Annotated in this window: 19 protein-coding genes; 6 read left to right on the top strand and 13 right to left on the bottom strand. The window is 62.9% G+C overall.

All coding sequences use genetic code 11. The annotated features are described in order from the left end of the window. Positions 1 to 141: 141 nt before the first annotated feature. Positions 142 to 312, top strand: coding sequence for a tripartite tricarboxylate transporter substrate-binding protein (locus AC1DEK_RS15430; RefSeq protein ID WP_478126121.1), 171 nt, complete (start codon positions 142 to 144; stop codon positions 310 to 312). An 82-nt stretch (positions 313 to 394) separates the two neighbouring features. Here the strand turns inward: AC1DEK_RS15430 and AC1DEK_RS15425 are convergent, their stop codons facing one another. Continuing rightward, positions 395 to 1,294 carry an AraC family transcriptional regulator gene (locus tag AC1DEK_RS15425; RefSeq protein WP_478126120.1) on the bottom strand — a complete coding sequence of 300 codons (900 nt, stop codon included), beginning with the start codon at positions 1,292 to 1,294 and terminating at the stop codon, positions 395 to 397. Between the two features lie 171 nt (positions 1,295 to 1,465). Here AC1DEK_RS15425 and AC1DEK_RS15420 point away from each other — a divergent pair, with 171 nt between their 5' ends. Further along, positions 1,466 to 2,425, top strand: coding sequence for an aldo/keto reductase (locus AC1DEK_RS15420; protein ID WP_478126119.1), 960 nt, complete (start codon positions 1,466 to 1,468; stop codon positions 2,423 to 2,425). A gap of 576 nt (positions 2,426 to 3,001) precedes the next feature. Here AC1DEK_RS15420 and AC1DEK_RS15415 read toward each other — a convergent pair. The 5 genes from AC1DEK_RS15415 to AC1DEK_RS15395 all read right to left on the bottom strand — a co-directional run bounded on the left by AC1DEK_RS15415 (position 3,002) and on the right by AC1DEK_RS15395 (position 7,698). Further along, entirely contained in the window at positions 3,002 to 3,742 is a 741-nt protein-coding gene (locus AC1DEK_RS15415) for an ABC transporter substrate-binding protein (RefSeq protein WP_478126118.1), read from the bottom strand. A 26-nt stretch (positions 3,743 to 3,768) separates the two neighbouring features. Next, complete coding sequence (locus tag AC1DEK_RS15410; protein ID WP_478126117.1) at positions 3,769 to 4,566, bottom strand: MBL fold metallo-hydrolase; 798 nt, start codon at positions 4,564 to 4,566, stop codon at positions 3,769 to 3,771. Between the two features lie 2 nt (positions 4,567 to 4,568). Next, on the bottom strand, positions 4,569 to 5,540 hold the full coding sequence (locus AC1DEK_RS15405) for a Bug family tripartite tricarboxylate transporter substrate binding protein (protein WP_478126116.1): 972 nt from the start codon (positions 5,538 to 5,540) through the stop codon (positions 4,569 to 4,571). A 62-nt stretch (positions 5,541 to 5,602) separates the two neighbouring features. After that, positions 5,603 to 6,649: an Ldh family oxidoreductase gene (locus AC1DEK_RS15400; RefSeq protein ID WP_478126115.1), complete on the bottom strand. Its 1,047-nt coding sequence runs from the start codon at positions 6,647 to 6,649 to the stop codon at positions 5,603 to 5,605. A gap of 35 nt (positions 6,650 to 6,684) precedes the next feature. Beyond that, positions 6,685 to 7,698: a Bug family tripartite tricarboxylate transporter substrate binding protein gene (locus AC1DEK_RS15395; protein WP_478126114.1), complete on the bottom strand. Its 1,014-nt coding sequence runs from the start codon at positions 7,696 to 7,698 to the stop codon at positions 6,685 to 6,687. Positions 7,699 to 7,813: 115 nt separating this feature from the next. Here AC1DEK_RS15395 and AC1DEK_RS15390 point away from each other — a divergent pair, with 115 nt between their 5' ends. After that, positions 7,814 to 8,749, top strand: coding sequence for a LysR family transcriptional regulator (locus tag AC1DEK_RS15390; protein WP_478126113.1), 936 nt, complete (start codon positions 7,814 to 7,816; stop codon positions 8,747 to 8,749). A 373-nt stretch (positions 8,750 to 9,122) separates the two neighbouring features. Here AC1DEK_RS15390 and AC1DEK_RS15385 read toward each other — a convergent pair whose 3' ends face one another. Beyond that, positions 9,123 to 10,331, bottom strand: coding sequence for an aminotransferase class V-fold PLP-dependent enzyme (locus AC1DEK_RS15385; protein WP_478126112.1), 1,209 nt, complete (start codon positions 10,329 to 10,331; stop codon positions 9,123 to 9,125). 48 nt (positions 10,332 to 10,379) lie between these two features. Next, positions 10,380 to 11,351: a Bug family tripartite tricarboxylate transporter substrate binding protein gene (locus AC1DEK_RS15380; RefSeq protein WP_478126111.1), complete on the bottom strand. Its 972-nt coding sequence runs from the start codon at positions 11,349 to 11,351 to the stop codon at positions 10,380 to 10,382. A gap of 14 nt (positions 11,352 to 11,365) precedes the next feature. Between AC1DEK_RS15380 and AC1DEK_RS15375 the strand changes: the two genes are divergently transcribed. Then, positions 11,366 to 12,358 carry a LysR substrate-binding domain-containing protein gene (locus tag AC1DEK_RS15375; RefSeq protein WP_478126325.1) on the top strand — a complete coding sequence of 331 codons (993 nt, stop codon included), beginning with the start codon at positions 11,366 to 11,368 and terminating at the stop codon, positions 12,356 to 12,358. A 267-nt stretch (positions 12,359 to 12,625) separates the two neighbouring features. Here the strand turns inward: AC1DEK_RS15375 and AC1DEK_RS15370 are convergent, their stop codons facing one another. Continuing rightward, on the bottom strand, positions 12,626 to 13,597 hold the full coding sequence (locus AC1DEK_RS15370; protein ID WP_478126110.1) for a GlxA family transcriptional regulator: 972 nt from the start codon (positions 13,595 to 13,597) through the stop codon (positions 12,626 to 12,628). 51 nt (positions 13,598 to 13,648) lie between these two features. Between AC1DEK_RS15370 and AC1DEK_RS15365 the strand changes: the two genes are divergently transcribed. Further along, positions 13,649 to 14,887: an MFS transporter gene (locus tag AC1DEK_RS15365; RefSeq protein ID WP_478126109.1), complete on the top strand. Its 1,239-nt coding sequence runs from the start codon at positions 13,649 to 13,651 to the stop codon at positions 14,885 to 14,887. 596 nt (positions 14,888 to 15,483) lie between these two features. Here AC1DEK_RS15365 and AC1DEK_RS15360 read toward each other — a convergent pair. The 3 genes from AC1DEK_RS15360 to AC1DEK_RS15350 all read right to left on the bottom strand — a co-directional run bounded on the left by AC1DEK_RS15360 (position 15,484) and on the right by AC1DEK_RS15350 (position 17,777). Continuing rightward, positions 15,484 to 16,146 (bottom strand): enoyl-CoA hydratase/isomerase family protein, encoded by a 663-nt coding sequence (locus AC1DEK_RS15360; protein WP_478126324.1) that lies wholly within the window; start codon positions 16,144 to 16,146, stop codon positions 15,484 to 15,486. A 64-nt stretch (positions 16,147 to 16,210) separates the two neighbouring features. Further along, entirely contained in the window at positions 16,211 to 16,789 is a 579-nt protein-coding gene (locus tag AC1DEK_RS15355; RefSeq protein WP_478126108.1) for a cupin domain-containing protein, read from the bottom strand. A gap of 7 nt (positions 16,790 to 16,796) precedes the next feature. Further along, a complete protein-coding gene (locus AC1DEK_RS15350) occupies positions 16,797 to 17,777 on the bottom strand; it encodes a Bug family tripartite tricarboxylate transporter substrate binding protein (RefSeq protein ID WP_478126107.1) in 981 nt (326 codons plus the stop codon). 94 nt (positions 17,778 to 17,871) lie between these two features. Here AC1DEK_RS15350 and AC1DEK_RS15345 point away from each other — a divergent pair, with 94 nt between their 5' ends. Then, positions 17,872 to 18,792, top strand: a complete 921-nt coding sequence (locus AC1DEK_RS15345; protein WP_478126106.1) for a LysR family transcriptional regulator — start codon at positions 17,872 to 17,874, stop codon at positions 18,790 to 18,792. A 14-nt stretch (positions 18,793 to 18,806) separates the two neighbouring features. Here the strand turns inward: AC1DEK_RS15345 and AC1DEK_RS15340 are convergent, their stop codons facing one another. Then, a complete protein-coding gene (locus AC1DEK_RS15340) occupies positions 18,807 to 19,214 on the bottom strand; it encodes a GlcG/HbpS family heme-binding protein (protein WP_478126105.1) in 408 nt (135 codons plus the stop codon). Positions 19,215 to 19,329: the final 115 nt, after the last annotated feature.

Below are 19,329 nucleotides of genomic sequence, written 5' to 3'. Positions count from 1 at the left end.
CAGGGGGCCGAGAGCCATGCGGTTGTGATGGTTGTCGTAATGCTGTCGAGCCTTCAACGTAAGCGGCCGGCGAACCCATCTTGAATTCGCAGTAGGAGCAAAGGATGCTCGTATCCATTAACTCTGGACCGAACCCAAGACTTGGACACGATTGACTTGATCTTTCTGACCAAGGCCCGCAACCGTCCCGGCGCTCTGTCGTATGCGTCTCCGGGCAACGGCAGGCCGCACCACATCGTCCTGGAGATCTTCAAGGCCCACGCTGGAGTCCAGATCCTGCACGTCCCTACAAGGGCGCGCCGCCGGCCTTGACCGACCTCATCGGCGGGCAGATCCCGATGATGATGCTCGATCCCGCCACCACCAGCAAGGACAGTATGGCAGTAAGCCGATCTCAGGCCACCACTGCCAAGCCCGGCGAAGCGCGCAAGCGGGCTATGTCGCGCGCTGGCGGTTCACCAAAGTGGCGGCGATATTCGCGAGTGAACTGCGACGAGCTTTCATAACCCACGCGGAAGGCGGCAGTCGCAGCGTCGATTCCCTGGACCAGCATCAGGCTGCGCGCCTCCTGGAGCCTTAGCTGCTTCTGGAATTGCAGCGGCGTCATCGCCGTCACGGCACGAAAATGCTCGTATAGGCTCGACGGACTCATACCTACTTCCGCGGCAAGCCGCTCGATGCTGAACCTTTCCCGGAAGTTCTGCCCGATCCACGCGATGGCGCGGCCAACCTGAGCCACCCGACCCTGGCTGGAGGTGATGTGGCGCATCCTGGCACCGTCCGCGCCGGCGAGCAGGCGATAGAGAATTTCCTGCTCGGCCAGCGGCCCGAGCACCGGCAGCGCCGCCGGATCGTCGAGCAGACGCAGCAGGCGTAGCGCCGCGTTGAGAAGTTCGGCCCCGGCGTCTGACACTGTCTTGCCTATGGACAGAGATGGCGCTCCCCGCGGCGCCGGCACGCGCAACGCCAAGTCCCCCAGCATGATCGGATCGAAATCGAGGTATAGGCAGAGATAGGGCTTGTCAGGCGTCGCCTCAACCACATGGCCTATAACCGGCAGGTCATAAGTCACAACCCCATAACGCCCCGGTGCGTATCTGAACACACGGTCGCCCAACGTGACCTCTTTGTGCCCCTGAGCAACGAGGCACAGCTGCGGCCGATAAACGTTCGGCATCGGCATCGTCACCGTGGAGGATCGAACAAGCGTCACACGTTCGATGGGGGTGGCATGGAAGCCATCCTTCGAGACGTGTCGGGCAATCACGGCCGCGATTTCGGTCAGTGTTTCCATGAACCCGACTATCACACGCACACGAAAGCGCAGCAATGCGAACCGCGGCTTCTAGAGGATTAGGCAGTAATCCCGGCGCATCGGGATAACGGTTCGACGTCGCTGCGCATCATATTGCCAGCAGCGGCTTGGTCACAGTGAACCTGGCTGCAGAACAAGTATGGAGCGAACATGACAATGGATAATCTGAAGGTCCCCACGGTCGCACTGGGGACCTGGGCTTGGGGCGACAGCGGTGAGACCGGCAACGGCTATTTCGGAAGCCCCCTCACTCGAGCTGGCCTGGAAGAGGTCGCGCACAAGGCACATGCGGCCGGCCTCACCCTGTGGGATACCGCCGCGGTGTACGGCATGGGTCGGTCAGAGACCGTACTCGGGGACGTTCTGAAGCGCTACGCCCGCGGCGACTACCAGCTCTCCACGAAGTTCACGCCGCAGGCCGCTGGCACTAGCGATGATCCGGTGGCGGACATGCTGGAGCAGAGTTTGGCACGCCTCGGCACCGATTACATCGACCTCTACTGGATTCACAATCCAGCAGATGTAGCGCGGTGGACTCCGCACCTGATCCCGCTGCTAAAGAGTGGGAAAGTCAGACATGTGGGCGTCTCGAATCACAATCTGAGCGAAATCGAGCTTGCCAACCAAATCCTTGGAGAAGCCGGGTTCCGGGTCGAGGCCGTCCAGAACCACTATAGCCTGCTCTACCGCGGCTCTGAAGATGCTTGCATCCTGGACCACTGCCGCAACCAAGGCATCCCATTCTTTGCCTATATGGTGCTTGAACAGGGCGCCTTGACCGGCAAGTACAGTCCGGAGAGCCCGCTGCCGAAAGGCAGCAGCCGGGCGGCGACTTACGATGGCATGCTGTCTCAGTTGAAGGCTCTGACGGACAGGCTCGCCTCGATCGGCCAGAAGCAGGGTGCCGCAGCTCCCGATGTCGCGACAGCTTGGGCGATCGCCAAGGGCGCGATGCCGATCATCGGCGTCACCAAGCCCTATTACATCGATGGTCTGGTCCGAGCTACCAACATGACGCTCACCAGCGATGAGGTTGCGGAGCTAGAAGCTCTTGCCGATGCTGCCAACGTGAACACCCGCGGGTGGTGGGAAAAGGAGATGCAGCCTTGACGGCGAAGCCCACTACAAGAAGACGGCGGGTTCTGCGGCGCAAGCAGGCCTCAGTTGCCCAGTTGCCCAGTTGCCCAGTTGCTCGGACCTACGCTGCGGATACTTGCCTTGCTCGCGCATGAACGACACGGACTCACTCAGAGCCCGTACGATCTTCTCTTTGGCCGGCGAGAGCTTGGAGACGCAGAGGCCAGTCTTCTCCGCAATCAAAGCGCCCCAAAGGTGCGCCTCTGGCGCTTTAGCGGCTGCGGCGACTTCGTCGTCTAAGCAGCTCTGCTCGCGCACGCTCGACTCCAATTGCCGTAGTCCTTCCCACGAGCAGCCGCCGCCACGCGAGGGCGGCCTCTCGAATCTCAATTCAAAAGAGGATGCAGCGCCCAATGCGCGGTGAACATAGCTCTGGGTGTCCGTGCGACAGGGGCGCCCATACTGGTTTTAGTAGTCGCAGAGCCCGACCGCCCTACCCATTCATGACGGTGCCCGCCATGCACCTTGCACCCGAGGTTGACAGTATTCGGGTTGGCGAGAAATCGCAGGACGATTGCGACATCTGTGACTCTTGCTTGCTGCGGGTATTCAATTCGATTGCGGCGGTGCAACCAATGCGCCTTTGATGTCATGGCGAGCCATAGCGTCGGCAACAAATCCTGAAGATTTCATATCTTCGACGAACTCGCCTAGATAGTTGGCTGCTTCCATGCCTCTGCTGCGCGGTGTTCCCATCGCTTGTTGAATCACCATGAACCTACCCGGCAGAAGTCGCAGCCCATTCAACCTCGCCGAGTCTGAGGCAAGCTGCTGACGCACGCCCGCGGCCACGTCAACCTTCTGCGCGAGAAACTCGTCCACGACGATGGGTGACGTGTTGGCGCGAACGATCTGGGCATTCTTGAGTTCGCGGCTCAAGTAGAGATCGTATGCGCTGCCCTTGCCGACCATGATCCGCATGCCTTCGACATCCACCTGCTCGTTGCTTTCGATATTGGAGTCAATTCGCACGAGGTAACTTCCCTCGATCAGGATGTAGGGTGCCGTGAACAGGAGGCCTTCGCCGCGCAGCGGATCGACGGCAAAGAAGCCAACGTCAGCCTGCTCGCCGGTGACAGCGGTCACCGATTTCCCTGCGGCATCGAACACTACAGGCTGGAACTCAACCTGCAGGCGCTTTGCGAGTTCGGTGGCCAGGTCGACCGATACTCCGGCTGGCAGGTTCCGGCCTGCATCCCACCGTGCGAGGATCGGATTGCCAAGATTGATTGAGGCGCGCAGCACGCCAGTTGGCGCAAGCGCAGAACGGATCGTAGCAGTGACTGGCATAGGGGTGTTTCAAAAGTGAGGAGGTCTCAAAGCTCTGCGCGGGACCCGATGAGCTCGGAGAAGATGCCGCCGGGTGACTTTCGGCATAAATCGACGGTAGCTGTCTGGGCGAGGCTCTGTGAAAACCACGCCGTGATCACGGCGCTGCGTTCTCCCAGGTAGACAGGTTGGCCTGCCTCATCAAGCTGCATTGGGAGGTCATGCCCGGGAATCAGCAACGTGCCGGGTGTGCGTCGCCACGTTTCCCAGATCCGTTCCAGAGTGCCGATGCTCGCAGGGCGATCACTGGTGTCACTGACGTCCATTGTGAGAAGCTCCGCGCGGTTCTTCGCCGCATCGCCTGTGAACAGCACCGGCACTTCGCTTTCTGCGAGCAGGTACATCAGGTGGCCGAGCGTATGCCCCTCGGAGGAAATGGCTGTGATCCCGGACAGGAACTCGTCACCCTCATCGAGCATGCGAACCCGGTCAAGTCGCCGCAATTCCCGAACGTAGAGTTCTGGCAAGGGATTGAAGCCGGGCTGCGCCGCAGCGGCCCACTCAAGTTCCCTGCGCCCGACCCAGATCGTTGCCTTGGGAAACAGCGTGAAGTTGACCGCGTGGTCGTAATGCACGTGGGTCAGGACGACGTCGGTGACGTCTTCTGGCGCGACACGGCGTTGCGCGAGCTGCTTCGCAAGGGGTTTGCGGACGCCGAACGCGCCCACGTCCACGAGAACCGTCCGCTGCGCGCCGCGCAGGAGCGAGATGGTGCTCCACCCGAGACCCCCGTGGCAAACGGCTCGCCCCGGAAAACCCTGAATCAGGACATCAACCTTGTACATGCCTACTCCGGCTTGATGTTCGCATCCTTGACGAGCTTTCCATACCGATCAAGGTCGGAGCGGATACGTTCGCCAAACGCAGCCGGGGTGCTTCCCACAATCTCGTAGCCGCCCTCAGTGGCAAGCCGGTCTGCGACTTCCTTGACCTTCAGTGCCTTGGTCACTTCGTCGTGGAGGCGATCGATGATCGCCGCTGGTGTGTTCGCAGGCGCCAGCAGTCCCTGGAACTGCGTGATGTCAAACCCCTTGTAGCCGACCTCTTGCATGGTCGGCAGGCCTGGCAGCGACGACGCCCGGCGGGGGCCGGAGACCGCGAACGCCCGGAGCTTTCCGCTCCGGACAAACGGCGCGGCCGTGACCACCGTGTCGAACGTAAAGGAGAGTGTGCCGCCGAGCAGATCGGCTAGCGCAGGGGCCGCGCCCTTGTACGGCACGTGCGTGTACTCTGCGCCGCTCATCAGACCGAACATGACGCCAGCCAGATGCCCTCCACCGCCCACACCGGTCGAGCCATAGCTAAGGTGCCCCGGCTTCGCCTTGGCTGTCGCCACCAGCTCCGTCAGGTTCTTGATCGGCGATGCTGCCGGAACGGTCAGGGCATACTGGTAGCTCGTCACTAGGCTGATGGGTGAGAAATCCTTGACCGGGTCGTACGGGACCTTTGCATAGAGCACCGGGTTCACCACAAGCGGGCCGCTTGCGAGCAGGACAAGCGTGTAGCCGTCCGGGGCCGCCTTGGCCACCGCGTCCGTTCCGATCATGCCGTTGGCGCCCGGCTTGTTGTCGATGATGACGGGCACGCGCAGCCCTTCGGCCATCTTCTGGCCGACGATCCGCGCCGTAATGTCCGCGGCGCCGCCGGCAACGTAGGGAACGACGATGCGAATCGGCTTGCTGGGATAGGCTGATTGCGACTGCGCATCGCCTCCCGTCGCTGCCAGCAGCATCACTGCGTACAGGTGAATGGCCTTCATCTTGAGTCTCCGTGTTCTTCATGGGCCGGCCAGATCGTGGGGCGGCAGGCCTGCCCGGCTGCCTAGGCCTTGGCCGCGTGCTCGTCGAGCAAAGCAAGCACCGCGGGATCCAGTGCAAGGCCGTCGCGCCGATGACGCGCGAGGTTGTTCAGTTCGATCTCACCTGGCACGAGGACGGGTCGCAACGCCTCTACGGGGGGGCTGGCATGCAGGATCGCCGCGAAGTCGTTCATCCGCTCGCTCAGCCATGCGGTGGACCCGAGGCGCCGCGTGTCCATCAGGAAGAAGAAGTGCCCGAGGTTCTGTGGCTCGTCAGGCGCATCGACCCATGACTTCACATGCGTGAGATAGGCAGCGCCGGACAGAAGGCCGGCGAACAGGTCGACCAGCAGCGCGAGGCCGTAGCCTTTGTGCCCACCAATTGGAAGCAGGAACCCGTCCAGGGCCGCCGCCGGGTCCGTTGTGGTCCGGCCGTCTTTGTCCGTGGCCCACGTGTCGGGAATTGATTCCCCGCGCTTGAGGGCGTTGCGGATCTTGGCACGAGCGGCAACGCTGATGGCCATGTCGAGCAGGAACGGGTTGCCACCGGGATTTGGCACACCAAAGCCAACCGGGCTGTTGCCCAGGCGCGCATCGCTGCCGCCCCATGGCGCGATTGTGGTGGTCGCATTGCTGCCGATGATGCTGGCGAAGCCGGCCTCTGCTGCGATCAGCGAGTACGGCGAGACCGGGCCGAAATGGTTGCTGCCGCGTGCGAACGCAATGCCGACCCCAGTCTGCTTGGCCGTTTCCATGGCTGCCTCCAGCGCACGCATGCCGACAAGCGGGCCGACACCGTTGTCGCCATCGACGCTCACGATGGCGGGCGCACGCTGCTCCACTTTGATGTTCGGTCGCGCCTTTATGCCGCCGACACTCAGGCGCTCCCCATAGGACTCGACGCGGCTGAGGCCGTGCGTCGACAAACCGAAGAGGTCTGCCGTCACCAGAATCCTGGCGACATCCTGAGCATCCTTTGGGAGCAGGCCAAGGCCCTCGAAAGCCTTCGCACCAAGTTCAAGCAGTTCGGACTCCAGCAGGACTCGTTTTTCAGCAACAGTGGTGTTCATGATGTCTCGAAAAAAATGAAGTGATGAAGGGGGACTCAGTCGACCTTGAGCCCGGCCTTGCGGACCACGTTGCCCCAACGTTCGCGCTCGGCTTTGATGTATTTGGCGAATTCGGCTGGCGTCATGGGAGCCGCCGTGCTGCCGTCTTCCTCGAGCCGAGCACGTACCGCCGGCACGCTCAATGCCTTGACGGCGGCGTCATGCAGCCGGCTCACGATCTCGGGCGGCGTCTTCGCTGGCGCAAGAAGACCGAACCATTGAGAGCTGTCGAAGCCGGGATAGCCGAGTTCGGCGACGGTAGGCACCGCGGGAAGCGCTGACAGGCGTTGCGGCGAGCCGCTCGCAATGATCTTGATCCTGCCTGCCTTGGCCTGTGCAATGAAGCCCGGAGGGCCGGCAGAGGCAGCGTCCGTGTTGCCCGCCAGCAGGTCGTTGAGCTGTGCTCCCGTGCCCTTGTACGGAACATGAGTCACATCAATGTTGGCGGTGACCTTCAACATCTCGAAGGCAAGATGACCCGCGCTGCCGTTGCCGGCAGAGCCATAGTTCAGCTTGCCTGGCTTTGACTTGGCCAACGCGATGAACTCCGGCAGGGTTGCTGCGGGCACCTTCGCTCCGACGGCGAACACCATTGGCACCTTGGCCAGCAAGGCAACTGGCGCGAAGTCCTCATCGCTGTACGGCAGCTTTGCAAACATTGCCGGATTGACAGCCAAAGTGCCCACATGCCCAAGGACGACGTTGTAGCCATCCGGTGCCGCGCGTGCCACTTCCTGCATGGCGATGATCCCGGAGCCGCCCGCCTTGTTGTCCACGATGACGGCCTGCCCAAGCGTCTTTGACATCTCGTTGGCGATGAGGCGCGCAATGACGTCAGAACTGCCACCGGGACCGTAGGGCACGACGAGGCGTACTGGCTTCTCGGGCCAAGCGGCGTGGGCCAAGGGCGTTGCGGCCGCCATCACGGTGGTTGCCAGAACGCCGAACACGCGGCGTATAGAAAGGCGAAGCGAACTTCGGGTGGTGCCAACGTCGGGCGAAATGCTCATCAATGTCTCCTTGTTGATGCGGCCCTTGATTGCAGCCGCTGCTGAGGGTTGATTGTTCGCGGGGAGCCGCTTCGGTGTAAATTGCAAAGATTCGTTCTACCTTTGCGTGAAACGCATGAATTTCGATCTCGCGGATCTGCGCGCCTTTCTGTCCGTTGCGGATTTCGGTAGCTTCCGGGTTGCCTCTGAAAACTTGCACCTGTCGCAGTCGGCACTGTCTCGTCGCATCGACAAGCTCGAGATGGCGCTCGGCATCAAGCTCTTCAGCCGCACGACGCGGAAGGTGGAACTGACGACGGTCGGCAGGGCTTTCGTGCCCAGGGCTCAAAACGTCATGCGCGAACTGGAAGACGCACTTGTCGGCATCAAGGACACGACGGAACGCATCTCTGGCCTGGTGACGATTGCTTGCGTCCCGTCTGCCGTGGGTTACTTCCTACCAGGTCTCATAAAGCGGTTTCACGCTTCGTATCCGAGGGTACGCATCCGACTTATCGATGAATACTCTTCGGAGGTCCTTGTCGCAGTAGCAAGGGGAGATGCCGACTTTGGTTTGACGTACATCGGCACCCAAGAAGCTGACATCGATTTCGCGCCCCTGTTGGAAGAACGATTTGTTGTCGCATGTCCTGTGGGGCATCCTCTTGCGAGGCGGAAGCGGCTCACCTGGACTGAGTTGTCCGAGTATGAGTACCTGACGCTTGCGCAGGGAAGTGGCAACCGTTTCCTGATCGATCAAGCACTCAGCCGCGTTGATCGAAAACCGCAGTGGACCTGTGAGGTGCGTCACGTCCCGGCTTTGGTGAGCCTTGTCGAAGCGGGGCTCGGCCTGGGCGTTGTCCCGCGACTGGCAATGCCTCCAAAAGGACATTCCGGGCTGATCAGCGTCCCGCTTGAAGATCCAGAAATCACGAGGGTGATCGGGTTAATCAGGCGACGCGGGCGTGAACTCATGCCGGCGGCCCGACTGTTTCATGACATGCTCTTGCGTGCACGCGTGGACAAGAGGACTGAAGATCGCCCGCGGCAACGGGGAGAAGACAAGACATAATCCGTCGGGTCACGCACGAAAGCTCATTGGACGGCGACGACTGGATTGGCTCGCATTTGTGAAAACTCGACGAGCGTCATAGAAGGATGCTCACGTGAGTGCAGGGCAAGGATGACGGACTCAAAGCGCAGAAGCTAGACAAAGCCTAGTGGCGCAAGCCACGGCGATGTCAGAGCTCAAGCTTCTGAGCAGAGCTACAACTGCGAAAAAACATGTCTGTCCCCTTACAACTGCCGCACTCTGCGAGCCTCCTGTTGTTCAACCTGTCAGTGCAAACCAGGAGTAGCGCGCTGCTGCCCGCGATCATATGCGCCGGGGAACGCCACCGCGAAGAACCGCCAGTCAATGACAGTCGCCGAGCCTTGTCAGCGGCCTACTGCAAAGTCGTTCCGTGCAGATCCAGCCAGCTCTTGCAGGCCGCCAGAGCGACATCCACATCCGCCTGATTGTTGTACAGGTGCAATGAAAACCGCAGTGCGTTGCGCCGAACGGCAGCCATCACCTTATGGGCTTGCAGGTGTGCTTGCAGGCTTGCGGCAGCGTCGGGGTTGCGCGACTCGATGCACACCATGTTGGCACGCAGGGCGTCGGGAGCCCGGGCGACCGGCGCACCTAGGTCCATCAAGCCGGCCGATAGCGCCGCTGCCAAGCCGGTTACGTGCGTGTCGATTGCCTGTGTGCCGACGCCATTAAGCAATTCCAGCGTGTCACCCACCAGCAGCGCTGCGAGAAAGTTGTAGTTGCCGAGGTTGAAACGCTGAGCCGCCGCCTGGTACTTGATGGGCGCGTCGTCGTAGTCAGCCTCGTGGTTTGCTTCCATCTCAACTCCGAATCGGGCGAGGTAACGCGGTGTCAGGCTCTCGGCAAACTCGCGACGCACATACAAAAAGCCCATGCCGTACAACGAGCACAGCCCCTTTTGCGTACTGGCTGTAAATGCGTCGATGGGAGTGCGCGCGAGGTCCAGGTGCGTGACTCCTATGCTTTGCGCTCCATCGACTACCAGCCGAACGTCGGCGCTCCGGCAGGCTGCACCTAGCCGATCGAGTTCGGCCCGAAAGCCAGGCTTGAACGAGGTGGCCGATAAGGTAACCACGCGCGCACGGTGGCTGCCTTGCAAGGCCTCGATGACGGCGTCGGTCGGAAACAGGCCGTCGACCGAAGGAAAGTCGCGGACAGACACCTGCAGGCCTTCGAGGTTGCGCCATGCGTAGATGTTGTTGGGGTGCTCCACGCCGGAGCAAAGGAATACCTCGTCACCTGCCCGCCACTCCATGGACGCGGCGACCATGTTGAGGCCATCCGAAATGTTCTTGGTGATGGCGATCTCGTCCGTCGCGGCGCCGATCAGTTGCGCGAAGCCGGCACGTGCCTTGTCGACCAGGGCGAAATAGGCGTACTTATCGGCAGTGCCCTGCACGCGCTGCTGCATGTGCTCATGGGCCCGATCGGGTGCGTCATCGGGAAGCAAGCCGCGACTGGCAACGTCGAAGTACGTTTGTGTGAGCGCGCCTGGAAAGCGATGGCGGGCGGCGGCGATGCGCTGGGTGTCGGAAGGCGAGAGCGTCGGTTGAGTCAGCATGGTGGCGTTGAGGTCGTAGAAGAGGGAAAGATGCGCTGGGCAGTCCTATCACTGTCGCTCGATGCCAGCAGCCTTCACGATGCGAGCCCAGTTGGTGAGGTCGTCGATCATGAAGCGCTGGGTCTGAACGCCGTTCAGTTTGCCGGGCGTGATGCCAAGGTCTGACAGGGCTTTGCTCACCGGCGCCGACGCCAAGGCAGTCGCCAGCTCCTTTTCCCAGCGTTGTGAAATTGCAGGCGGCACATTGGCGGGAAGCAGAACGGCAAACCAGTAGCCTGTGTCCATCCCCGGGACGCCCTGCTCCTGGAAGGTGCGTACGTCGGGGTAGTCACGGTGACGCTGCATGCCTGTCACCCCAAGCGCGTTCAATTTATCGGACTTTAAGTACAGCCCAGCCGATGCTGGGCTGGTAAAGATGAGATCGATCTGGCCGGAAAGCACATCGATGACGGCTTGCGACGAACCCTTGTAAGGGATCATCTCAATCTTGAGGCCTGACTGAATCCGATAGAGTTCCGATATGAGCTGGCTGGCAGTGCCTGACCCGATGCCCGAAGTGAAGCTGCCGCCCGGACGACCGGGCGCGGCGGTGCGCATGTCCTGCACCGTGTGTAGGTTGGACTGCTTACTGGCGAACAGCATGGCAGGGGTGGTGCCCACCATACCAATCGCCTGGAAGCTCCTAGTGGCGTCATAGGAAAGGCGTTGGTAAAGCGCCGGTGCCGTGGTATGCGCAGTGTCGGCCAGCAAAACCGTGTACCCGTCCGGTGCAGCCCTCGCTGCCAGCGCGGTGCCCAGAGTGGCCCCGGCGCCGGGCCTGTTATCTACCACTACGGGCTGACCGAACTGGTCGCCCAACTGCTTGGCAAGCAGGCGCGCCAGAGCGTCCGAGCTTCCGCCCGCGGTGTAAGGCACCACTACGGTAATGGCTCGTTCAGGAAAGCCCGCGGCATGGGCCAGTGCTCCGAAAAGCAGCCAGGCACCGCATACGGTGGCCCGGGCAAGGGTAGTAAATATCATTGTTCCTCTATGCGATGGATGTTGAAGCGGAGCCCGATGGTCGGCGGTTCGTAGGAGCGTTACCATCGAAAAAACCGCGCCGTGATATGAGCTCAACGAATACCGCACTACATCGCAATCTGCCTTCTGTTAAGGCCTTGTTATTCTTCGATGTAGTAGCGCGTCACCAAAATTTGGTGCGGGCTGGCGAAGAACTGCACTTGACCCAAGGGGCGCTCAGCCGGCAGCTCAAGGCGCTGGAAGACCATCTGGGTGTGATCCTGTTTTTCCGCGGTCCTCGTGGCCTGAAGTTCACTCAGGAAGGCGAACTTCTATACGACTACACACGCCGGGCTTTCGAGACGCTCGGCAGCGGTTTGCGGCGTCTGTCGGTGGACGCCGCGCGAGAGACGCTCGTGGTATCTGTGGCGCGCAGTTTCGCGGCGTGCGTGTTGGCGCCCAAGATCGATGGGTTCGCGCAAGCCCATCCCTGGGTGGACCTGCGCATAGACGTGCACCGCTACTTCACGGATCTGGAGTTGTCCGGAGCCGACATCTCCATCCGGCTTGGCGCTGGCGACTGGGAGGGTTACCGCATGCTTGCATTGACCGGTGATACGGTATGTGCAGTTTGCAGTCCGGCCATGGCTGTCGCGCTGCAGGAAGTGGCGCCGCCCGACTTGCCCGCTGGAGCCGTTTTGCTGCGCAATGCCGAGCGTGACTATTGGGCCGAGTGGATCGGCAGTGGCAATCGTCCCATCGACCTGGAGGCGGTCGCGACGGTGCGGTGCAACGATTCAGTCGCGTTGATCGAGGCCGTCAAGGCGGGAGGCGGGCTGTGTCTCACTCGGCATTCATTGGCGGCCGCCTCCATTGCTGCCAGAAGCTTGGTTCCGCTGTGGGGCGAACAGCTGAACGATGGCCTGCGCTATTACGCGCTGAGTGCCCGGCGCTCACACGCCCGCCGAGCCGTGGAGCTATTCATGCAGTGGCTGGAGTCGGAATTCACGCCTGCGCGCTCGTCGTAGCGCCGCCCAGCGTTGCGGAATCTAGAGACCCGAACTCGCTTCAGCCCTGCACATGGGGTATCCCTGCAGCCGTAACCGCGAGGAGCGCCAAGACGAGCCGGCATGGTTTCTCGCACCGCTATACGGCGTCGAGATGGACGAATCACAGAATCACATGCACCGTAGCTGCCTCAAGAACGCATTGAAGATCCGAACCGACACCCACGCCCAACAGCGGCGAGGCGGCCACGGCGGCGCCGCGGCGCGTGGTCTGACCTGCTATGGCTGCTATGGCTGCAAGGCCGCCGCGCGCGCCACACGGCGCAGCGCCTGCGGCGGCTGGCCGTACACCCGCACGAAGGCGCGCCGCATGCGCTCCGCGTCTTCGAAGCCCGTGAGCCGCGCGACCGCTTCGATGCTGCTGTCGCCGCCCTCAATCTGCGCACGCGCAGCTTCGGCGCGGATGCGTTCTACGGCCTTGGCCGGCGTTTGCCCCGTCTCGCTCTTGAAGGCGCGCATGAACTGGCGCGGACTCACGCAGGCCACGTCAGCCAGCCGCTCAATGCTCAGGTCGGCCGTAAGGTGCTCGCCGATGTGAGCCAGCACGGCGCGCATGCGATCGCTGGGCGGCGCCAGGTCCTGCAACGCCGAGAACTGCGACTGACCGCCGGTTCGCCGGTGGTAGACGACCATCTCGCGTGACACGGCGCCTGCGATCTCGGCGCCCAGGTCGGCTTCGACCATGGCCAGCGCGAGGTCGATGCCAGCGGCGATGCCCGCCGAGCTCCACACCGGGCCGTCGCGCACGAAGATGCGGTCAGCATCGACGGCAACGCGAGGGAAGTTGCGTTGCAGCAGCGCCGCCCGGCGCCAGTGCGTAGTGGCGCGGCGCCCGTCGAGCAACCCCGCTTCCGCAAGCAGAAAGGCGCCGGTGCACACGCTGGCCACGCGCCGCCCAGCCGCCAGCGAGGCGCGCAGGTGCTGCATCAGCGCGGGTGTGGCGGCGCCGGGTTTCCGCGCGCCCCAGCCACCGGGGACGATGAGCGTGTCGGCCTGCGAATTTCGCCACGCGCGCGTCTGCACTTCGATCCGGGTGGAGCACGCGACACGCCCGCCGCGCTCCGACTGCACCGAAAGTTCGTAGGCCGGCCCGCCTCGGTAGCGCCCGATCTCGGCGGCGATCTGAAACGCCGACAGCGGTCCGGCCATGTCGAGCAGCTCGAATTCGGGGACGAGCACAAACGAAACTGAACGCGTCATGTCATTTAACGAGGGAAATACGTCATTCTTGCCTCAGTGTCGCTGCGCACAATGAGTGCTGTCAACCCCCTTTCGCCCATGACCAACACCGCCTCCACCGACCGCCGCAATGTGCGCGTGCTCGCGACCTGCCAAGCCCTCTACACGGCCGCCGTCTCCATTGACCTGACGCTGACGGCCCTGACGGGCCACATGCTCGCGCCCGACAAGTCGCTGGCCACGCTACCCTTCGCACTCATCACGGTGGCGAGCGCGGTGATGACGTGGTTCGCCTCGCTGTTGATGCAGCGCATCGGCCGGCGCGGCGGCTTCACGCTGGGCGCGTTGACGGGCACGGCGGGCGGGCTGGTGTCGGTGTGGGCCGTGTTCCACGACGACTTCTGGGTGTTCTGCGTGGGCACGGCGCTGGTGGGCGTGTACCAGGCCTTTGCGCAGTTCTACCGGCTGGCCGCCGCCGACGGCGTGGCCGCGGCGGACAAGAGCCGCGCCGTGTCGTCGGTGCTGGCTGGCGGCGTGATCGCGGCCATTGCGGGCCCAGCACTGGCGGCGTGGAGCAAGGATCTGTTTCCGACCGCGCTGTTCGCAGGCGCGTACCTGATGGTGGCGCTGCTGGGCGCGATCTCGGTCGTGCTGATCCTCTCGTGCTATTGCGACACGCAGGCGCGGGCTGCCGAGGGAACGCTGGTCGACACGCGGCCGCGGCGTCCTTTAAAGGAGATCGCGCGCCAGCCCATCTTCATCGCCGCGCTGGCCAACAACGTGGTCGGATCGGTGTCGATGATGCTCGTGATGACGGCCGCCCCGCTCGCGGCCGTAGCCTGCAACCACAGCATCAACGACGGCGCGGGCATCATGCAGTGGCACCTCGTGGGCATGTATGCGCCTTCGCTGTTCGCGGGCGCGCTAATCCAGCGCTGGGGCCTGGCGCGCGTGGTGAGCCTAGGCATGGTGCTAAACGTGGTGTGTTCCGTAGTGGCGATGAATTCGACCACGCTGCCGGCGTTCTATGCCGCCCTATTCTGCCTGGGCGTGGGCTGGAACTTCATGTTCGTGGGCGGCACGACCTTGCTCGCCCAGTCTTACCGCCCGCAGGAACGCGGTCGTGCGCAGGGCGTGGCCGAGTTGCTGCGAAACGCGTGCACGGCCTGCGCCACGCTGGCGGCCGGCCCCGCGCTCGACCATTTCGGCTGGACGCGGCTCAATGCCGCGATGCTGCCGGTGGTGCTGCTCGCGGCGCTCATGACGGCGGTGTGGGCGCGCTCGGCGCGGCGCACGACGGCGCTCGCGTGAAGCGCATTGTTGGAGAATCAGGCGAAAAGCCAACCCGAAATAGTTATCCGGTTTGACCCTTGACGACGAGACTTCCTGCTCAGCCGGCGGTGCACTCATGCGTCTTGATAGCTGCAAGATGGCGAGGAAGTTTCGTATGAACGGCATTCAAGGAAAGTGGTTCGCAGGGACCCGCCCACATCGGCGCTTCAGTACGGCTCAGCGAAGCACGCTGGCCATGGAATCGTACCAACTGCGTCCGCCCAGCACGTTGGACGGATAGACGTCCCTTGTACGGCGCACCGATACGCCGCTCAAAGCTCATGCGACCGTGCAGCCGGCAAACCCAGTCTTCCCATTGGGCGAACTGGTCTATCTCAGGTGTGGTCAGCGTGTCGTACTCGCCGAGCGAGAGGGGATCAGCGGAGCTGAGCATCGTCGGACCAGTGTCGGTCGAACGCCGCGCCGCCCAGCTGGTATTCCATCTGCGTGTCCGGACTTGGCCAAGAGCTCAGACCGGCTTTTTCATTTTCGGCGAGACTTTGGTGAGCAGCGCCCGGTCGACGGACTCAATCTTGCGGCGCTCTGCGCTTCCTTCGAGTCGGCCCTAACCTTCTCTATCCTTGGCGCTTAGCCCAGTCCAAAGCCGCATCAAAAGCTCGTCGGCGGCGAGCTAGGATCCACTCCTTCATGGCCTCGAACGCGGCTGACGGCTTAGCCGCATATATCGAGGCGGCGGCCTCCGCTTCCTGCATGAGAGCGCCGCCCGGCACAACTGCGTGCACCAGTTGACAATCGAGCGCTTCCGCTGCATCCATGCGACGGCCGGACAGTACGAGCTGGTCAGCCACCGCATTGCCAACCGAGTCTGCAATCAATGCGTGCCCAATGTAGGTTGCGATTCCCAGGTCGATCTCAGGCAGTGCCAGAGAAACGTGACTAGCAGCGACCACATGATCAGCATGTAGCGCGAGCATCAGGCCGGCGCCAAGCGCTACTCCATTCAAGGCGACGACCAAAGGCTTTGGGAACGAGAGCAGTGCTTGGCTGTAGGCCACCAACTCTGACCTGCGCTGACGCGCGAAGACGCTGGCGTCCATAGTCGCCGGTCGCTTCATGTCTCGCCCAGATGAGAACACGGTCCGGCCCGCGCCCGTCAGAATGACCGCGTGGATCGAGTCATCACTCTTGGCGGTTGCGAGCCTGGCGACCAGCGCCTGCGCGACATCGCGGTCGATGGCGTTGGCAGCCAACGGACGATTGATCGTCAAATGCAGCACGCCTTCCTTGCGCCGTGCAAGCACCTTTTCCCCAGTGTGTCTCAACCGGAACTCCCGACCGACCTCAGATTGACTTGGGCGCAAACCGAATGCCAATGTTGGCCATGTTTTCGGTCGCCTCCGGCCCGAAGCGTGCCTCGATCCGCTGCCCCACCGACGTCTCGTACGTGATGTCGCTCATCGAATCGCCGTCCGCGCCCTGTATGAAGACGAGCATCTTCGCCTCATGGTCGTCGGCATTTCGAAAGGCACGATACACCCCCGGAGGAACCGACACGAAGTCATTGGGCTCGAGCAGGATCGTGTGCTCGCCCTTGTCACCCCAGATGATTTCATAGCGCCCGTCGAGCGGCATGAAGCTTTCGGTCGTGCGTTCGTGGGCGTGCAACTCTGCGCCGTTGCCCGGTGGACACTCGACGATGGCCACCTCGAGCCCCGGTAGCCCTTCGACCGCCGGCTTGTTCATGCCGCGGGAACGGTTCTTGGGCGCCATCAGCATGTAGATGTTGCGCGCCGCGAGCATCTCGTAGGCCGCGGACGGCACGCCGGTGCCAGCGCCCTCGTAGGAGCGCTTGGTGGGCTCCAGGTCTCGAAGCCGTGCGATCCGACCGTTCATGTCGGCGGAAGTGAAATGGGTTGTCATGTTCAGTTCAGTCCAGTTGGATGTTGGCCTGGCGAGCCACGTCGCCCCAGCGCTTCAGGTCGACGGCGATCAGTGCCGACATGCCCTTGCCATCGGTAGGCTTCACGTGGGCACTGAACTTCTTCAGGCCCGCCAGGTAGTCCGGGCTCGTTGTCACGCGCCGCACTGCGGCTTCAAGGGTTTGGACCACCTCGTCCGGCGTGCCGGCAGGCACAGAGGCGCCGGTCCAGTACGGCATGCTGACCGCTGGATAGCCGGCTTCGGCCATCGTCGGCACTTGCGGAAGCTCTGTCGAGCGCGCGAGGCCGGTCACCGCCAGCGCCTTGAGCTTTCCTTCGCGCACCATGGGCAATGCCGATGTGAGGTCCACCACCGCGAAGCTGACCTGCTCACCGATGACTGCGGTCATCATCTCGCCGCCGCTCTTATAGGGCACGTGAGTCATCTCCACGTGGGCCGTCGACTGCAGCAGTTCGCCGATCAGATGCGCGCCGTTGCCCACACCGGCCGATGCGTACGACACCTTGCCGGGGTTGGCTTTGGCGTAGGCAACGAGATCCTTCACTGTGCCCCCTGCGAAAGACGGGTTCACGACCAGCGCCGTATCGGTCTCGGCGATGAGGCCGAGATGCGTGAAGGAGCGAAGGGGATCGAAGCCGGGGTTCTTCTGCGTCGAGGGAACGATTGCGAATGTGGACGCGTTCCCGATCAGGATCGTCTTGCCGTCCTTGTGGGCCGCCGCGACATAGCGTGCGCCGATCTGGCTGCCGGCCCCGGGGCGGTTTTCGATGATGACGGTCTGTCCCAGCGCCGCCTGCAGGCCCGGAGCGAAGAGGCGTGCCTGCAGGTCCGCCGGGCCACCTGCGGCGTAGGGCACCACCAGCCTGACAATCTGCGACGTCTGCGCGGTGGCCTGCGGCGCGGCAAGCGCAGTGGCCAGGGCGGCCAGCAATATGAGTCTGCGCGTGGGGGCGCTCCGGATGGGCATATCGATGTCTCCTGCTTGTTCGTGTGGACCAACAGCCAGCAGTCTAGGAATCGACCGAAGTCCGTGCCATCATTCAGGATCAATGTCGAACATCATGATGCGTGATACCAAGAGCCTAGACATTGCCCTGCTCAGGGCACTGCGGGCGATGGTGAACGAAAGCAGCGTCACCCAGGCGGCGCACGTGCTGGGCATTGGCCAGCCCGCCATGAGCGGCCAGCTCGCCCGCTTGCGCAAGATATTTGGCGATCCCATCCTGACGCGCAGCGGTGGCGGCTCCAAGCCCACATTGCGCGCGCTGGAACTGATGGCTTCCGTGGACGAGATCCTGGCCCGGGTCGACCTGCTGGCGACAGCTCGCCACACCCCTTCGGCCCCGTCGCATTGGAACCTCTCGATCACCATCGCTGCTACGGACTACGCCCGCCAGCTGCTCCTGGAACGAGCCCTGCCGCGCATCCGTCAGGAGGCGCCGGGCCTGCACCTGCGCTTCCACCGCTCAGACCGGGACCGTGTACGCGAGTGGATGGAGGAAGGCAGCGTTGACATCGGTATCGGCGCCGCGGCCGTGCCTACCGGCCGGCTGCACAGCCGCCGGCTCTATCGGGATGCCGCCGTCTGTGTAGCGGCGTGCGGCGTGATGCCGCAGCCGCTCACGATCGATGCATATTGCGCACTTCCACACGTGCAGGTGCGCTTCGGCCGGGCCAGCGAGATGGAGTCACTGATCGATGCACGCCTGGACATCCTGGGACGGACGCGGCAGGTCGCGCTCACCGTACCGGACTTTTCCGGGGTGGTCGACATCGTTCGCAGCGCGGCGCTGGTCGCTGTCGTTCCCCGTGGATTCCTCAAGCGCCTGGCGCTTCCGCAGGACGTCGATGTGCGCGACCCACCCTTCGCCCTGCCGGACGTGCAGTGCACGCTCTACTGGCACGACCGCACGAACCACAGCGTCCCACACAAGTGGCTGCGCAGCGTGATCTTCGACGCGTTCAAGTCCTTCTCGCCCTAGAGTGCGCTGCGACTCTACAAGCCGAGCGCCGCCACGCCAACGCGCGCAATGTCGACATCCTGCGAAGGCAGCACGCCACTCACACCGATGGCGCCAACGATCACTCCCTCCACGTCGATTGGCACGCCCCCTTCGAGCATGCCGTCCAAGCCAGGAGCGCTGAGAAATGCCGGGCGGCCGTTGTTGATGACGTCCTCGTAGTGCTTGCTGTCGCGGCGCGACAGCGCAGCCGTTCTCGCCTTTGACATGGCGATCTGCGCGGTGGGTGCCGGTGCGCCATCAAGCCGCTGGACGGCGAATGCATGGCCGCCGGCATCGGCGACGGCGATGCCGACCAACCAACCTTTCGACTGTGCGTAAGCGAGCGCAGCATCAAGAACGCGACGGGCATCGGCGGCTTCGATCTGGGGAACATGACGCATGTGAAAACTCCTTGAATGGAAAAAGCGAAGCTGACGATGAGAAGCGCATGCTGCTAGGAAGTCAACGCAGTTTCCATCACGCGAACTGATGTCTGTCATCGCGAGTGGGCGATGG

The organism is Variovorax sp. 10N420, from assembly GCF_056394705.1.
This window is presented reverse-complemented; position numbering and strand designations above follow the sequence as displayed.

Excerpts from the sequence above, each read along its gene's own strand:
- AC1DEK_RS15420 (WP_478126119.1), top strand. The coding sequence starts at position 1,466 with ATGACAATGGATAATCTGAAGGTCCCCACGGTCGCACTGGGGACCTGG.
- AC1DEK_RS15350 (WP_478126107.1), bottom strand. The coding sequence starts at position 17,777 with ATGCCCATCCGGAGCGCCCCCACGCGCAGACTCATATTGCTGGCCGCC.
- AC1DEK_RS15365 (WP_478126109.1), top strand. The coding sequence starts at position 13,649 with ATGAGTGCTGTCAACCCCCTTTCGCCCATGACCAACACCGCCTCCACC.
- AC1DEK_RS15340 (WP_478126105.1), bottom strand. The coding sequence starts at position 19,214 with ATGCGTCATGTTCCCCAGATCGAAGCCGCCGATGCCCGTCGCGTTCTT.
- AC1DEK_RS15385 (WP_478126112.1), bottom strand. The coding sequence starts at position 10,331 with ATGCTGACTCAACCGACGCTCTCGCCTTCCGACACCCAGCGCATCGCC.
- AC1DEK_RS15375 (WP_478126325.1), top strand. The coding sequence starts at position 11,366 with ATGGATGTTGAAGCGGAGCCCGATGGTCGGCGGTTCGTAGGAGCGTTA.
- AC1DEK_RS15415 (WP_478126118.1), bottom strand. The coding sequence starts at position 3,742 with ATGCCAGTCACTGCTACGATCCGTTCTGCGCTTGCGCCAACTGGCGTG.
- AC1DEK_RS15355 (WP_478126108.1), bottom strand. The coding sequence starts at position 16,789 with ATGACAACCCATTTCACTTCCGCCGACATGAACGGTCGGATCGCACGG.
- AC1DEK_RS15380 (WP_478126111.1), bottom strand. The coding sequence starts at position 11,351 with ATGATATTTACTACCCTTGCCCGGGCCACCGTATGCGGTGCCTGGCTG.
- AC1DEK_RS15390 (WP_478126113.1), top strand. The coding sequence starts at position 7,814 with ATGAATTTCGATCTCGCGGATCTGCGCGCCTTTCTGTCCGTTGCGGAT.
- AC1DEK_RS15370 (WP_478126110.1), bottom strand. The coding sequence starts at position 13,597 with ATGACGCGTTCAGTTTCGTTTGTGCTCGTCCCCGAATTCGAGCTGCTC.
- AC1DEK_RS15395 (WP_478126114.1), bottom strand. The coding sequence starts at position 7,698 with ATGAGCATTTCGCCCGACGTTGGCACCACCCGAAGTTCGCTTCGCCTT.
- AC1DEK_RS15345 (WP_478126106.1), top strand. The coding sequence starts at position 17,872 with ATGATGCGTGATACCAAGAGCCTAGACATTGCCCTGCTCAGGGCACTG.
- AC1DEK_RS15410 (WP_478126117.1), bottom strand. The coding sequence starts at position 4,566 with ATGTACAAGGTTGATGTCCTGATTCAGGGTTTTCCGGGGCGAGCCGTT.
- AC1DEK_RS15425 (WP_478126120.1), bottom strand. The coding sequence starts at position 1,294 with ATGGAAACACTGACCGAAATCGCGGCCGTGATTGCCCGACACGTCTCG.
- AC1DEK_RS15400 (WP_478126115.1), bottom strand. The coding sequence starts at position 6,649 with ATGAACACCACTGTTGCTGAAAAACGAGTCCTGCTGGAGTCCGAACTG.
- AC1DEK_RS15405 (WP_478126116.1), bottom strand. The coding sequence starts at position 5,540 with ATGAAGGCCATTCACCTGTACGCAGTGATGCTGCTGGCAGCGACGGGA.